The following is a 14,869-nucleotide window of genomic DNA, read 5'->3' on the forward strand; positions in this document are numbered from 1 at the left end:
CTACCTTCCCGGTGTCGGTTCGCTCAGGGTGGGGATGGCCTTGAGGCGATCGATCAGGGTCGCAAGGACGTCGTCGGGTACGTCGTCGACCGGCAGGCTCAGGCCGCTGCACACGCCGGAGTACCAGCGCTCGAGCATGTCGGGGATTTCGTCGTAGGTGCCTTGCGGCACAACCCGATCCATCACCTCGTCCGTCAGGTGCTTCGGCAGGTCGGTCCATTCGTTCCGGCGCGCCATGCCGCTGAGCGCCTCGCCGATGTCCTCGAAGCCGAAGTGTTCGAGCTGTCGCCGGTAGGCGGGGGTGCTGTAGAGAAAGGCCAGCTCCGATCGGCGGTGTTCCCGCAACCGGGCCAGCTCGTCGTTGGTGGCGGCCATCAGCGGTTGCGGGTTGGCGACCACCGCGAGCGGCGTCCGGGGGCGCCGGCCCTTGGCGGCGCCCCCGGCGAGGTACGGCAGCGTCTGCGTCGCGAGGATCGACGGGTGTGAGTTGGTGGGGTGGCAGACGAAGCCGTCGGACATTTCACCGGCCAGCAGGCACATCTTCTTGTTGACCCCACCGGTCCAGATCTGCGGGGCCGGGCAGCCGATCGGGCCGGGGTTGAAATATGGCTGGAGGCGGTCGAATCGGTAGAACCGCCCGCCGTAGTCGAGGGGCTCGCCGGTCTGGAAGGAGTGGAATATGGCGAGCACCGATTCGATGTACTCCCGCATCCGCAGCGATGGCTGCGACCACGGGACCGAGAACCGTCCGACGATGTTCCCGCGGACCTGGGAGGCCAGGCCGAGCTGGAAGCGGCCGTCGGAGTACCCGGCGAGGTCCCACGCGGCGTATGCGGTGATCATGGGGCTGCGCGGCAACGCGAGGGCCATGCTGGTCCGCACGGTCAGCCGCTCCGTATGGGCCAATGCCATTGCCGCGACGGCGAATACGTCGTGGATCGTCTCGGACACGTGGACGACCCCGAAGCCGATGCGCTCCATGCGCGCGGCCCACGGACCGATTTCGCCCAGGCCCAGCTGGGCCGGTGCGGAGGCGACGACCTCCATTGGCCGCCCGGCGGTCATCGGCTCAGCCCCCGGACGATCAACGTGGTGTTGTGCTCGAGCCAGGCATCGTCGAGGGTGCGTTCGGTGGCCATCGACATCATGACCGTGCCGCCGATCATGTCCATCAGCAGGCGCGCGTCGATGCCGTCGGCCGCCGCCCCCTTGGCGGCGGCGTGGTCGAGGTAGCGCTGCAGGCGTTCGTAGGTGCCGCCCTGCAGCCGGTCCAGCAGCCGCGCCGACAACCCCGGTTCGGAGGGCAGTTCGGCCGTCAGGCCCGACACCGCGCTGTGCACCGCCGGCCGGCTGAACAGGTGGATCGATCCTTCGAGCAGGCTGCGCACGACCGTCCGCAGATCACCCGTCAGCGGCAACTCCGCGCGCGGCGTCGGGGGAAACACCGCGGCGAAGACGAGCTCGATCTTGGTCGGGAAACGCCGGTATACCGCCGGTGGCGTGGCGCCGGCGCGCGCCGCCACCAACGGAATGCTCAGCCGGGCATAGCCGATCTCTTCGAGCAGCTCGTTGGTGGCCTGCAGCACGGCATCGTCGATGCGCGCGTCGCGCGGCCGCCCCTGCGACTTGGAGTCGCGATCATTGCGCTCCAACGGTGTTGATTTCATTACGTTCAGATCGTAATGTTTTGCAGGATCGAGCACAACGGTCCGCCTGACCACCCGGAAGCGACCACGAAGGCCGCCAAGACATTTCAGCTGCGCGCTCAACGGTGAGGAACGCTAGCAATGGCCATCGAAACGCCACCCAGACCGCTGCCGTTTCGCATCCTCAACGGCGCCTACCGCGCCGCCCGCCGCGTCGGCGCCCATCCCGTGCCGCTGCGCAAGTACGCGCTCATGGACCGGGCCAGCCGGCGCGCGGGCGGCCTGACCGACTTCGGTGATCCCCGCTTCGAAGCGGGCCTGGACCGGCTCATCGACTCGATCAATTCCGAAGACAAGCTCAACGGCTTCGGCCGGATCCTGGCCGCGACCCACATCACCAACCTGCTGCGCCAGCGCTTGCTGGTCGTGGAGCACATCCGCCGGAATCCGTCGATCCGCGACGAGGTCATCGCCAAACCGGTCTTCCTCGTCGGCGCACCCCGCACGGGCACCACGATCACCCATCACCTGCTCAGTCAGGACGACCGGTTCCGCTTCCCGCTCACCTGGGAGTGCGACGAGCTGCACCCGCCGCTAGATCCGGCCACCATGCGCACCGACCCGCGAATCGCGCGCAGCGAGAAGCAGATCCGCCGAACCCTGTCGCTGGCCCCCGATCTCGACGCCGCGCACCCGCTCGGCGCGTGGGAGGCCCAGGAATGCGCGCTGCTGCACGCCTACGCCTTTCACAGCGAGACGTTCCTGGTCATGTTCAACTGCCAGGGCTACGACCGGTGGTTGGCCGATCAGGACCGCGCCTGGGTCTACCAGGAGGAGAAGCTGCTCCTGCAGTACATGCAAAGCGGGGGACTGCGCCCGCGGGAGAGCTGGCTGCTGAAGACCCCGCCGCACATGGCCAACATCGACAAGATCCTCGACGTCTTCCCCGACGCGCGCTTCGTCACCACCTACCGCGAGCCCACCGAGGTCATCGCCTCCAGCTGTAAGTTGTCCGGCACCGTCTTCGCGATGGTGCAGGACGGGTTGGATTGGCAGGCCTGGCACGATCACGGCCGCTACATGCGCTGGCGCACCGGGGGGATGCTCGCCCGCAACGTCGAATTGCGGCGTCAATTCGCCGACCGCTCAGAGCAATTCATCGACTTTCCGATGGAGCGCATGGATCGCGACCCGATGGCCTGCGTCAAGGCGATCTACGACCACTTCGGCATCGAGCTCACCCCCGAGGTGCACCGCAAGATGGGCCAGTTCATGGACAAGCGGGGCGCGTCCACCCGCAAGCCCAACATCTACCGCGCCGAGGATTACGGGCTCGACATCGCGGCGCTCTGGCCGGAACTGCAGTACTACCGCGACTTCTACGGAATCGAGGACAAGCGATGACCGATCAGTCAAGTGATGCGCTGCGCGCGGCGTGGCGACGGTTCGGCGAGCTGCACGACGAGCTGCTCGGCGTCGCGCTGGCGCAGGGCGACCTCGACGAAGCTTCTGCCAGTACACTTCTCGGCCGTTTGATCGGCCACATTCAGTACATGGGCCTGCAATTGCGCAGCGACCCGGCCCGCCCCGCGCTGATCAACGCCCAGTACGCGCCGTGGAACTGGGGCCACTCCAACCCCGACACCCTGTACCTGTCGGCGCGCATCGACGACGCGCACGACTACCGCGTTTACGGAACGCTGGGCTCGGTCGCACAGACCACTTTTGGCGTCTACGCCGGCAAGGACGACCAAGCCCAAGCGGTCAAGACCCAGTCCGAAGACCTGGAAATCGCGGCGGACGGCTCCTTCGAGGTCTACTTCACCCGGCAAAAAACGGGCGATGCCAACTGGTTTCAGCTTCCGCCGGGGGCCGAGTCGTTCTGCTGCTACCAGACCTACGGCGACTGGCAGCGCCAGTCCAAGGGCACCATCCGCATCGAATGCCTCAATCCGGACGGACCGGCGGGGCCCGCGTCGGTGGCGCAGGCCGTCGCCGCGTTCGACGAGCACCTCGCCGCGTCGCGGGACCTGTTCACCATGTGGGTCAACGACATTCCCGCGCGGGTCTTCGGTGCCCTGCCGAAGAATTTCGCCATCCCGCCGATGCAGCCTCCGTCGGCGATGGCCGGCGCGTGGTTCGTCCCCATCTCGTGGGAACTGAACGAGGGCCAGGCCTTGGTGATCGACTACCAAATCCCCAGCGGCAGCCCGTATGTCGGCATCTGCCTGACGAATCGGTGGAGCGAGATGATCGACATCGCCACCCGTCAGACGAGTCTGAATCTCGGCCAGTCGCACGCCGACGGCGACCGGGTGCGGGTGTTGCTGGCCACCGAGGATGTCGGCGTGGACAACTGGCTCGACGCGCGCGGGTATCGAGGCGGGGTCGTCACCTGGCGCGCCACCGCGGCCGAGCAACCCGCCGCGCCCACCGTGACCGTGATCGACGTCGACCGCGTGGACGACTACTTCGAACCGTCGCGCCGCGTCACCGCCGAGCAGCGGGCGGCGGCGCTGTTGGCGCGGCAACGCCATTTCGCCGAGCGGGACACGCCGTGAATACAGCTAGCCACAATCGCGAGCCAGCAGATCGGCGACCGTCTCGCGGCGGACCAGGGCGCGGGCCCGGCCCTCGTTGACCGCCACCAGCGGCGGGCGGCCGACCAGGTTGTAGTTCGACGCCATGCTGTGGTGGTAAGCGCCGGTGCAGGCCACCGCCAGCAGGTCGCCGGGGTGCACGTCGGCCGGCAGCTCAATGTCCCGGGCGATCTCGTCGCCCGCCTCGCAGTGCCGCCCGGCGACCGTGACGCGCAGCCTGGCGCCCAGGGGGTGCCGGTTGGCCAGCGTGACGGTGTATTGCGCGCCGTACAGCGACACCCGCGGGTTGTCGCTCATCCCGCCGTCGACGGCGACGAAGGTGCGCCCGCCCGGTTGCGTCTTCACCGAGCACACCCGGTAGAGCGTCACCCCGGCCCGGCCGCTGATGGCGCGACCGGGCTCCACCACGATCCTCGGCCGCGGGAAGTGCTCGGCCGCGCAGGCCTCGTCCAGCGCATCCTCGATGACCCGGGAAAGCTCGTCGAGGTCGAGCTCCCGATCGCCCGGGATGTAGGGGATCGCGTGGCCGCCGCCGATGTTCAGCTCGGTGAGCACGACCCCGTGCTGCGCGCGGATGTCGGCCATCGCCGCGATCATCCGGCGGATCGCCTCGCCGTAGAGGGCGGGGTCGGTGACCTGCGATCCGATGTGGCAGTGCAGGCCGACCAGGTCGAGGATGGGATGTGCCAGCACCCGTTTCGCGGCGTCCGAGGCCTGGTCACCGGCGAGGGTGAACCCGAACTTCTGGTCGCTGATGCCGGTGGTGACGGCGCGGTGGCCGTGGATGTCGATGTCGGGGGTCACCCGGATGAGCACCGGCTGCCGCCGCCGCGCCAGGCCGGCGAGGTAGGCGATCTCGATGCACGAATCGACCACGATGCGCCCGACGCCGACGCGCACGGCCTCGCGCAGTTCGGCCGGTGATTTCGCGTTGCCGTGCATGACGATCCGTGCCGGGTCCACGCCGCCGGCCAGGGCGGTGGCCAGCTCGCCGGCCGAGCAGACGTCGACACCGAGCCCCTCCTCGCGCGCCCACCGCGCCACCGCGGTGGTCAGCAGCGATTTGCCCGCGTACACCACCCGGATGTCGCGCAGCGCCTTGCGGTAGCGGCGGGCGCGCACGCGGAAGTCCGCCTCGTCGATCACGTAGGCCGGGGTGCCGAACTCGTCGGCGATGTCGACGAGCGGCACGCCGCCGACGCACAGGCGGCCCTCCTCGTCGGAGTGTGTGTTGACGGGCCAGATCGTCGAATCGAACCGTCGGGGGGCGGCCTTTCCAAGGGACGGCAGGATGTCGAGCAATGTCATGACTTCAACGTGCGCCCGGCCGGTGGCCGGTGCCGCTTTTCTTACGATCCCTTGACGCCGCCGGGGCCAATATTGACGTCTTTAAGCGCCCCTAGAATGGATTCATCATGACCGGACCGGGGCCTGCTCGCCCAGAAACCCCGATCGCGGGGCTCGTGGACCTGGCGCTGACGGCGCCGACGTTCCAGCAGTTGATCGACAGCGCGGCCGCCCGCCCGGCCGAGTTGAGCCTGGTCGGACCCGCCAGCGCCCGCCTATTCGTCGCCACCGCGCTGGCGCGGCTGGGGCCGCTGCTGGTCGTCACCGCGACCGGGCGGGAGGCCGACGACCTGACCGCCGAACTGCGCGGCGTTCTCGGCGACGCGGTGGCGGTCTTCCCGTCGTGGGAAACGCTGCCGCACGAACGGCTCTCGCCCGGCGTCGAGACCGTCGGCGCCCGAATGATGGTGCTGCGCCGGCTGTCCCACCCCGACGACCCGCGGCTGGGGCCGCCCTTGCAGGTGGTGGTGACGGCGGTGCGCTCGGTGCTGCAGCCGATGACGCCGCGGCTGGGCGCGGTGGAGCCGGTCACGCTCAGCGTCGGTCTGGAGGTCGCCTTCGAGGACGTCATCGCCCGGCTGGTGGAGCTGGCCTACACCCGGGTGGACATGGTCGGTCGGCGCGGCGAGTTCGCCGTGCGCGGCGGGATCCTCGACGTCTTCCCGCCGACCGCCGAACACCCGGTGCGCGTCGAGTTCTGGGGCGACGAGGTCAGCGAGATGCGGATGTTCGCCGTCGCCGACCAGCGCTCCATCCCCGAGATCGAGGTCGACACGGTCATCGCGGTGGCCTGTCGCGAGCTGCTGCTCACCGACGGCGTGCGCGAGCGCGCCGCCGCACTCGCCGCCCGCCACTCCGGCGCCGAGCCCGCGATCACCGGCAGCGTCACCGACATGCTGGCCAAGCTGGGCGAGGGCATCACGGTCGACGGGATGGAGGCGCTGCTGCCGGTGCTGCGTCCCGGTGAACACGTGCTGCTGACCGACCAACTGGCCGAGGGCACGCCGGTGCTGGTGTGTGACCCGGAGAAGGTGCGCACCCGCGCCGCCGACCTGATCAAGACGGGCAGCGAATTCCTCGAGGCGTCGTGGTCGGTGGCGGCGCTGGGGACGGACGCGCCCGTCGACCTGGAGCAGTTCGGCGGGTCGGGCTTCACCGAACTGGACGACGTGCGCGCAGCGGCGGCCCGGTCGGGTCACCCCTGGTGGACGCTGAGCCAACTCTCCGACGAGTCGGCCGTCGAACTCGACGTCCGGACGGCGCCGTCGGCCCGCGGCCACCAACACGACATCGACGGCATCTTCGCGATGCTGCGCGCCCGCGTCAGCACCGGCGGGCACGCCGCTGTCGTCGCGCCCGGCACCGGGACCGCCCACCGGGTGGTGGAGCGGCTTGCCGAGTCCGACACCCCCGCCGCCATGCTGGAGCCGGGCGCCGCCCCCAAAGCCGGTGTGGTCGGCGTGCTCAAGGGCCCGCTGCACGACGGCCTGATAATCCCGGGCGATTCCCCCAACCTGGTCGTCATCACCGAGACGGACCTGACCGGCAACCGGGCCACGGCCGCCGAGGGCAAACGGCTGGCGGCCAAGCGGCGCAACACCGTCGACCCGCTGGCCCTGACGGCCGGGGACCTGGTGGTGCACGACCAGCACGGCATCGGGCGGTTCGTGGAGATGGTCGAGCGCACCGTCGGCGGCGCGCGGCGCGAATACCTGGTGCTCGAATACGCGTCGAGCAAGCGGGGCGGAGGTTCCGACAAGCTGTACGTCCCGATGGACTCGCTGGACCAGCTGTCGCGCTACGTCGGCGGGCAGGCGCCGGCGCTGAGCCGGCTCGGCGGCAGCGACTGGGCGAACACCAAGACCAAGGCGCGCCGCGCGGTGCGCGAGATCGCCGGCGAGCTGGTGGCGCTGTACGCCAAACGGCAGGCCAGCGCCGGACACGCGTTCGGGCCGGACACCCCCTGGCAGGCCGAGATGGAGGACGCGTTCGGGTTCACCGAGACTGTCGACCAGCTCACCGCGATCACCGAGGTCAAGGCCGACATGGAGAAGCCGATCCCGATGGACCGGGTGATCTGCGGCGACGTCGGCTACGGCAAGACCGAGATCGCGGTGCGGGCGGCGTTCAAGGCGGTTCAAGACGGCAAGCAGGTCGCCGTGCTGGTCCCCACCACGCTGCTCGCCGACCAGCACCTGCAGACGTTCACCGACCGGATGGCCGACTTCCCGGTGACCGTGAAGGGGCTGTCCCGGTTCACCGACGCCGCCGAGTCCCGCGCCGTCATCGAGGGCCTGGCCGACGGGACGGTCGACATCGTGATCGGCACGCACCGGCTGCTGCAGACCGGGGTGCGCTGGAAGGACCTGGGCCTGGTCGTCGTCGACGAGGAGCAGCGGTTCGGCGTCGAGCACAAGGAGCACATCAAGTCGTTGCGCACCCACGTCGACGTGCTGACCATGAGCGCCACCCCGATCCCGCGCACGCTGGAGATGAGCCTGGCCGGGATCCGCGAGATGTCGACGATCCTGACCCCGCCCGAGGAGCGCTACCCGGTGCTGACCTACGTCGGCCCGCAGGACGACAAGCAGGTCGCGGCCGCCCTGCGGCGCGAGCTGCTGCGCGACGGCCAGGCGTTCTATGTGCACAACCGGGTGAGCTCCATCGACCGGGCCGCGGCTCGGGTGCGTGAGCTGGTGCCCGAGGCGCGCGTCGTCGTCGCGCACGGGCAGATGCCCGAAGAGCGGCTGGAACGCACCGTGCAGGGCTTCTGGAACCGCGAATACGACATCCTGGTGTGCACCACCATCGTGGAGACGGGCCTGGACATCTCCAACGCCAACACGCTGATCGTCGAGCGCGCCGACACCTTCGGGCTGTCCCAGCTGCACCAGCTGCGCGGGCGGGTCGGGCGCAGCCGCGAGCGCGGTTACGCCTACTTCCTCTATCCGCCGCACGCGCCGCTGACCGAGACGGCCTACGACCGGTTGGCGACCATCGCGCAGAACAACGAGCTGGGTGCCGGTATGGCGGTCGCGCTGAAGGACCTCGAAATCCGCGGCGCCGGCAACGTCCTGGGCATCGAGCAGTCCGGGCACGTGGCCGGGGTGGGGTTCGACCTGTACGTGCGGCTCGTCGGCGAGGCGGTGGAGGCGTACCGGGCCGCCGCCGACGGCGAAACGGTCACCACGCCCGAGGAGCCCAAGGACGTGCGGATCGACCTGCCGGTGGACGCGCACCTGCCGCCGGATTACATCGCCAGCGACCGGCTGCGCCTCGAGGGCTACCGGCGGCTCGCCGCCGCTGCTGACGACGCCGCCGTCAGCGCCGTGGTCGAGGAGCTCATCGACCGCTACGGCGCGCTGCCCGAGCCGGCCGAGCGGCTGGTGGCCGTGGCCCGGTTGCGGCTGCTGTGCCGCGCCGCCGGCATCACCGAGGTGTCGGCCCCGTCGGCGTCGACCGTGCGGCTGTCGCCGGTGACGCTGCTGGATTCGGCGCAGGTGCGGCTCAAGCGGATGTATCCGGCGGCGCACTACCGCGCCACGACGTCCACCGTCCAGGTGCCCATTCCGCGGGCCGGCGGTGTCGGCGCGCCCCGCCTCCGCGACGTCGAGTTGCTGCAGATGGTGGCCAACCTCGTGACGGCGCTGCAGGGAAAGCCACAGGTGGAGGTTGGTATAACGGGGTCACAGCCAGCACCGGTGTCCGGGGAGGAGCGACAGGCGAGATGATCCGCGCCGCCGACGATGCAGAGCGAAGCGATGAGGAGGAGGGGCGCACTTGATCGTCGTCTTGTTCGACCCCCGCCGCCCGTCGCTGGTGCCGGTCGAGGCCATCGAGCACCTCGCCGGCGAGGTGCAGTACACCGAGGAGATGCCGGTCGCGGTGCCTTGGTCGCTGCCCGCCGCGCGGCCCGTGCACTCCGGGGATGACGCGCCGGTGCTGCTGTCATCCGATCCCGACCACCCCGCCGTCGTCGCCCGGTTGGCCGCCGGGGCCCGCCTGATCTCGGCGCCGGACACGCCGCGCGGCGAGCGACTGGTCGACGCCGTCGCGATGATGGACAAGCTGCGCACCGCGGGGCCCTGGGAGAGTGAGCAAACTCACGACTCGCTGCGCAGGTTCCTGCTCGAGGAGACCTATGAGCTGCTCGACGCGGTGGGGAGCGGCAACGCCGACCTGCTGCGCGAGGAACTCGGCGACGTGTTGCTGCAGGTGCTCTTTCACGCTCGCATCGCCGAGGACGCGCCGCAGCTTCCGTTCACGATCGACGACGTCGCCGTCACGCTGATGCGCAAGCTTGGCAATCGGGTGCCGGGAGTGCTTGCGGGACAGTCGATTTCGCTTGAAGAGCAGTTGGCGCAGTGGGAGGAGCGCAAGGCCGCCGAGAAGTCGCGGAATTCGGTGATGGACGATGTTCACACCGGTCAACCGGCGTTGGCGTTGGCGCAGAAGGTGATTCAACGCGCCGAGAAGGCGGGGCTGCCCGCCGACCTGATCCCGGCCGAGATCACCTCGGTCTCCGTGTCGGCCGATGTGGATGCGGAAAGCGCGCTTCGCACGGCGGTTTTGGAGTTCGTCGACACCGTCCGCGGTGTGGAGAGGTCGATCGTCGCCAGCCGCCGGGGCGACAACGTGCCGGTCGAGCTGGATGTGGTGCCGCTGGGCGAAGTGACCGAGGAGGAGTGGCGTGCGCACTGGCCGTCCGCTTCGCTGGCCGTCGACGGCGAGCCGTTGGGCGAGGGGGTCGCCGAGCCGGAGGTGGACGACGGTGCCCGGCCGAAGGCGTCGGAGGGTGGTTCCAAGAAGCGTCGGGGCCGGAAGTAGGTCGGTCCCGTGTGTCGCCGTCACGCGGCCGTAGTTGCTGGTAGCAAACGCCAAATTGGCTGACGATCGACGCCGCATCGGGGGGCGCGGGGCCGTAATCGACCGGGGACGGCCGAATCGCGTGGGACGATGGTCGTGGTCGAGTTTGTGTAGGGAAAGTCCAGGGGAGTTTCAGAGGGGCATGGTGTCGCCGAGGCGTTGGTTGCGGGCGGTCGCCGTGATCGGTGCGACCGCCATGATCCTCGCCTCCAGCTGCACCTGGCAGTTGAGCTTGTTCATCCCGGAAGGGGTGCCGCCGCCGGCGGGGGATCCGGTGCCGCCGGTGGACACTCACCTGAGCGGGCGGCCCGCGGACCAGTTGCGCCAGTGGGCCGAGCAACGGTCGGCGGCGTTGGAGATTCCCGTCGTCGCGCTGGAGGCCTACGCGTACGCCGCGCGCGTCGCCGAGGTGGAGAACCCCAAGTGCCACATCGCGTGGACCACCCTGGCCGGCATCGGGCAGGTCGAAAGCCACCACGGCACCTACCGGGGCGCGACGCTGTCGCCGAATGGTGACGTGAGCCCGCCCATTCGGGGCGTTCGCCTGGACGGCACCGGGGGCACGCTGCGCATCGTCGACAGCGAGGACGGCGCGGAGGGCGAGGCCGGGGTGGTGCGCGCCATGGGGCCGATGCAGTTCATCCCGGAGACGTGGCGGCTGTACGGGGTGGACGCGCACAACGACGGCGTCGTCAGCCCCGACAACATCGACGACGCGGCGCTCGCGGCGGCGGGTTACCTGTGTTGGCGTGGAAAAGATCTCGCCACACCGCGAGGGTGGATCACCGCGCTGCGGGCCTACAACAACTCCGGCGTCTATGCGCGGGCGGTGCGGGACTGGGCGACCGCTTATGCGGCGCATCACCCGCTGTAGCAGGATGTATCGCTGACGGCGCCAGCGACGACAAGGAGAACCCAGTGCCGATTATCGAGCAGGTCGGGGCCCGCGAGATCCTCGACTCCCGCGGCAACCCGACGGTCGAGGTCGAGATAGCTCTGATGGACGGGACGTTCGCCCGCGCGGCGGTGCCGTCCGGCGCGTCGACCGGCGAACACGAGGCCGTCGAGTTGCGTGACGGCGGTGAGCGTTACGGCGGCAAGGGCGTGCGAAAGGCCGTGCAGGCCGTGCTTGACGAGATCGGTCCCGCCGTGATCGGCCTGGCCGCCGACGACCAGCGGCTGGTCGACCAGGCTCTGGTGGACCTCGACGGCACCCCCGACAAGTCGCGGCTGGGCGGCAACGCGATCCTGGGCGTCTCGCTGGCGGTCGCCAAGGCGGCGGCCGATTCCGCCGAGTTGCCGCTGTTCCGCTACATCGGCGGCCCGAACGCGCACATTTTGCCCGTGCCGATGATGAACATCCTCAACGGCGGCGCCCACGCCGACACCGGCGTCGACATCCAGGAGTTCATGGTCGCGCCGCTGGGCGCGCCCAGCTTCGCGGAGGCGCTGCGATGGGGCGCCGAGGTCTACCACTCGCTCAAGTCGGTGTTGAAGAAGGAGGGGCTCTCCACCGGGCTCGGCGACGAGGGCGGGTTCGCCCCCGACGTCGCGGGCACCACCGCGGCGCTGGACCTGATCGGCCGCGCCATCGAGTTGGCGGGTTTCAAACTCGGGACGGACGTGGCGCTGGCCCTCGATGCGGCGGCCACCGAGTTCTACACCGACGGCACCGGCTACACCTTCGAGGGCAGCGCGCGCACCGCCGAGCAGATGGCCGAGTTCTACGCCGGCCTGCTCGGCTCCTATCCGCTGGTGTCCATCGAAGACCCGCTGTCCGAAGACGATTGGGAGGGTTGGGCGGCGCTGACCGCGTCGATCGGGGACCGGGTGCAGATCGTCGGCGACGACATCTTCGTCACCAACCCCGAGCGCCTCGAAGAGGGCGTCGAGAAGGGGGTGGCAAACGCGTTGTTGGTCAAGGTGAATCAGATCGGCACGCTCACCGAGACGCTCGACGCGGTCGCTCTGGCCCACCACAGCGGCTACCGCACGATGATGAGCCACCGCAGCGGCGAAACGGAGGACACCACCATCGCCGACCTGGCGGTGGCCGTCGGCAGCGGCCAGATCAAGACCGGCGCGCCCGCCCGCAGCGAGCGCGTGGCCAAATACAATCAACTGTTGCGGATCGAAGAAGCCCTCGGTGACGCGGCACGCTACGCCGGTGATCTGGCCTTCCCACGGTTCGCCCTGGAGCAGAAGTAGGTTGAAATAGCTTGACGCCCAAGCCCGATCCGAAACGCCGCTCCCCGGCATCGCGCCCGGGGAAGGCCGGCGATTCGGTTCGGCGCCGTCGAGCCGCCAAGCCATCAGCGCCGCCGCAGAGGACGGTGCAGGAGCGTGTCGTCGAGCCCATCAAGCGCCAGGTCGCCGAGTCCGTCGAACAGCGCTCCGAGCAGCGGCTCGGGTTCACCGCTCGACGGGCGGCGGTGCTGGCCGCGGTGATCTGCGTGCTGACGCTGACCATCGCCGGCCCGGTGCGCACCTACTTCGCGCAGCGCACCGAGATGAATCAGCTGGCCGCGAGCGAAGCCGCGCTGCGCCGCCAGATCGCGGACCTCGAGCAGAAGAAGGTCAAGCTCGGCGACCCGGCATACATTGCGGCGCAGGCGCGCGAGCGCCTCGGTTTCGTGATGCCCGGCGACATTCCGTTCCAGGTTCAGCTTCCGCCGACGGCGGCGGCGTCCCCGCAGCCCGGCGCCGACGCGGCGAAACCGGCGAACAACAACCCGTGGTACACCTCGCTGTGGCACACCATCGCCGACGCGCCCCACCTGCCGCCGGCCGCCCCGCCGCCACCGGAGGCCCCGCCGAACCCCATGGCTCCCGGTGGTTGATCGTGGCGATCTGGAAGCGGTGGCGCGCCAGCTCGGCCGCGAGCCGCGCGGGGTGCTTGAGATCGCCTACCGTTGTCCCAACGGCGAACCCGGCGTGGTGAAGACCGCACCGAAACTGCCTGACGGCACGCCCTTTCCGACGCTGTACTACCTGACCCACCCGGTGCTGACCGCGGCGGCGAGCCGACTCGAGACGACGGGATTGATGCGCGAGATGACCGAGCGGTTGCGGACCGATGCTGAGCTGGCGGCCGCCTATCGGCGGGCCCACGAATCGTATCTGGCCGAACGTGATGCGATCGAACCGCTGGGCACGACGTTCTCGGGCGGCGGGATGCCGGATCGGGTCAAGTGCCTGCACGTGCTGATCGCGCACTCGCTGGCCAAGGGTCCCGGTGTGAATCCGCTTGGGGACGAGGCGTTGTCGGTGCTGGCCGACGACCCGGCGATGGCCGGCGTTTTGGTTGCGGGGCAGTGGTGAGCCGGCTCGCCGCGATCGATTGCGGTACCAACTCGATCCGGTTGCTGATCGCCGACGCGGATGGCGGCCGGCTGCGCGACGTGCACCGCGAGACGCGGATCGTGCGGCTGGGGCAGGGCGTCGACGCGACGGGCGAGTTCGCCCCCGACGCGATCGCGCGCACCCGCGCCGCCCTGACCGACTATGCGTCGCTGCTGAAGGCGCACGGGGTTGAGCGAGTGCGGATGGTGGCGACGTCGGCGGCGCGTGATGTCGCCAATCGCGATGTGTTCTTTGCGATGACGGCCGAGGTGCTGGGTGCGGTGTTGCCCGGTGCGGTGGCCGAGGTGATCAGCGGCGCGGAGGAGGCGTCGCTTTCTTTTCACGGTGCTGTCGGCGAATTGGACAGCGCTGCCGCACCTTTCGTCGTCGTCGACCTGGGCGGCGGCTCCACCGAGATCGTGCTCGGCAGCGAGCGGGTGGTGGCCGCCTACTCGGCCGACATCGGATGCGTCCGGCTGACCGAGCGCTGCCTGCACTCCGACCCGCCCACGCCCGACGAGGTGGCGGCCGCCCGAGAGGTGGTGCGCGAGCGGCTGGAGGTCGCGCTGGGCGTGGTGGACGTCGAAGGGGCGCGCACCTGGGTCGGGCTCGCCGGCACGATGACGACGCTGTCCGCGTTGGCGCACAACATGACGGCGTATGACTCTGCGGCCATTCATCTTTCGCGCGTGCCAGGCAGTGGTTTGCTGGCGGTGTGCGAGCGGTTGATCGGGATGACGCGATCTCAGCGCGCCGCGTTGCCGCCGATGCACGAGGGTAGGGCCGATGTGATCGGCGGCGGCGCGATCGTGGTGGAGGAGTTGGCGCGCGAGCTGCGCGCCCGCGCGGGCATCGACGAGTTGATCGTCAGCGAACACGACATCCTGGACGGCATCGTGCTGTCGATCGCCGGCTGAGTCACATGGGCCCCATTAGTACCCGCGCGGAGGCGGCACCCTTTGTGCCCGCCTCATAGCGACAAAATTCCGCCGTCGCGGTCGATCGCCGGCTGAGTCACATCCGCCCCATCAGTACCCGCGCGGAGGCGGCCGCGTTGACTCACTAAAA

At 69.7% G+C, this 14,869-nt stretch carries 12 protein-coding genes; 9 read left to right on the forward strand and 3 right to left on the reverse strand.

The window, feature by feature from the left end; all coding sequences use genetic code 11:
• Both N415_RS26930 and N415_RS26935 read right to left on the reverse strand, forming a co-directional pair.
• The gene (locus N415_RS26930) at positions 1–1,047 is read right to left on the reverse strand and encodes a TIGR03617 family F420-dependent LLM class oxidoreductase (RefSeq protein ID WP_068188283.1); all 1,047 of its coding nucleotides are present in this window, start codon (positions 1,045–1,047) and stop codon (positions 1–3) included.
• Positions 1,048–1,061: 14 nt separating this feature from the next.
• A complete protein-coding gene (locus N415_RS26935) occupies positions 1,062–1,667 on the reverse strand; it encodes a TetR/AcrR family transcriptional regulator (RefSeq protein WP_193376511.1) in 606 nt (201 codons plus the stop codon).
• Between the two features lie 120 nt (positions 1,668–1,787).
• Between N415_RS26935 and N415_RS26940 the strand changes: the two genes are divergently transcribed.
• Positions 1,788–3,050: a sulfotransferase gene (locus tag N415_RS26940; protein ID WP_068188286.1), complete on the forward strand. Its 1,263-nt coding sequence runs from the start codon at positions 1,788–1,790 to the stop codon at positions 3,048–3,050.
• Complete coding sequence (locus tag N415_RS26945) at positions 3,047–4,207, forward strand: DUF1214 domain-containing protein (protein WP_068188289.1); 1,161 nt, start codon at positions 3,047–3,049, stop codon at positions 4,205–4,207. Before N415_RS26940 ends, N415_RS26945 begins: the two co-directional genes overlap by 4 nt.
• 6 nt (positions 4,208–4,213) lie before the next feature.
• Here the strand turns inward: N415_RS26945 and lysA are convergent, their stop codons facing one another.
• On the reverse strand, positions 4,214–5,554 hold the full coding sequence (lysA, locus tag N415_RS26950; RefSeq protein ID WP_068188292.1) for a diaminopimelate decarboxylase: 1,341 nt from the start codon (positions 5,552–5,554) through the stop codon (positions 4,214–4,216).
• Positions 5,555–5,661: 107 nt separating this feature from the next.
• Here lysA and mfd point away from each other — a divergent pair, with 107 nt between their 5' ends.
• The 7 genes from mfd (at position 5,662) to N415_RS26985 (ending at position 14,718) form a co-directional block, all read left to right on the forward strand.
• Positions 5,662–9,324 (forward strand): transcription-repair coupling factor, encoded by a 3,663-nt coding sequence (mfd, locus tag N415_RS26955; RefSeq protein ID WP_068188295.1) that lies wholly within the window; start codon positions 5,662–5,664, stop codon positions 9,322–9,324.
• Positions 9,325–9,373: 49 nt separating this feature from the next.
• Positions 9,374–10,420: a nucleoside triphosphate pyrophosphohydrolase gene (locus N415_RS26960; RefSeq protein ID WP_068188297.1), complete on the forward strand. Its 1,047-nt coding sequence runs from the start codon at positions 9,374–9,376 to the stop codon at positions 10,418–10,420.
• A 184-nt stretch (positions 10,421–10,604) separates the two neighbouring features.
• The gene (locus N415_RS26965; protein WP_142282192.1) at positions 10,605–11,333 is read left to right on the forward strand and encodes a lytic transglycosylase domain-containing protein; all 729 of its coding nucleotides are present in this window, start codon (positions 10,605–10,607) and stop codon (positions 11,331–11,333) included.
• A gap of 44 nt (positions 11,334–11,377) precedes the next feature.
• Complete coding sequence (gene eno, locus N415_RS26970; protein WP_068188299.1) at positions 11,378–12,667, forward strand: phosphopyruvate hydratase; 1,290 nt, start codon at positions 11,378–11,380, stop codon at positions 12,665–12,667.
• An 11-nt stretch (positions 12,668–12,678) separates the two neighbouring features.
• Positions 12,679–13,299: a septum formation initiator family protein gene (locus tag N415_RS26975; protein ID WP_068188301.1), complete on the forward strand. Its 621-nt coding sequence runs from the start codon at positions 12,679–12,681 to the stop codon at positions 13,297–13,299.
• Positions 13,292–13,780 carry a DUF501 domain-containing protein gene (locus tag N415_RS26980; RefSeq protein ID WP_068188304.1) on the forward strand — a complete coding sequence of 163 codons (489 nt, stop codon included), beginning with the start codon at positions 13,292–13,294 and terminating at the stop codon, positions 13,778–13,780. Before N415_RS26975 ends, N415_RS26980 begins: the two co-directional genes overlap by 8 nt.
• A complete protein-coding gene (locus N415_RS26985; RefSeq protein ID WP_193376512.1) occupies positions 13,774–14,718 on the forward strand; it encodes a Ppx/GppA phosphatase family protein in 945 nt (314 codons plus the stop codon). The genes N415_RS26980 and N415_RS26985 overlap by 7 nt, the downstream gene beginning before the upstream one ends.
• Positions 14,719–14,869 lie beyond the last annotated feature (151 nt).

The sequence above is a fragment of the Mycobacterium sp. UM_CSW genome (genome assembly GCF_000455205.1).
In the GTDB taxonomy this organism is placed as follows: domain Bacteria; phylum Actinomycetota; class Actinomycetes; order Mycobacteriales; family Mycobacteriaceae; genus Mycobacterium.

Excerpts from the sequence above, each read along its gene's own strand:
- N415_RS26945 (WP_068188289.1), top strand. The coding sequence starts at position 3,047 with ATGACCGATCAGTCAAGTGATGCGCTGCGCGCGGCGTGGCGACGGTTC.
- N415_RS26940 (WP_068188286.1), top strand. The coding sequence starts at position 1,788 with ATGGCCATCGAAACGCCACCCAGACCGCTGCCGTTTCGCATCCTCAAC.
- N415_RS26935 (WP_193376511.1), bottom strand. The coding sequence starts at position 1,667 with ATGAAATCAACACCGTTGGAGCGCAATGATCGCGACTCCAAGTCGCAG.
- N415_RS26930 (WP_068188283.1), bottom strand. The coding sequence starts at position 1,047 with ATGGAGGTCGTCGCCTCCGCACCGGCCCAGCTGGGCCTGGGCGAAATC.
- lysA (WP_068188292.1), bottom strand. The coding sequence starts at position 5,554 with ATGACATTGCTCGACATCCTGCCGTCCCTTGGAAAGGCCGCCCCCCGA.
- mfd (WP_068188295.1), top strand. The coding sequence starts at position 5,662 with ATGACCGGACCGGGGCCTGCTCGCCCAGAAACCCCGATCGCGGGGCTC.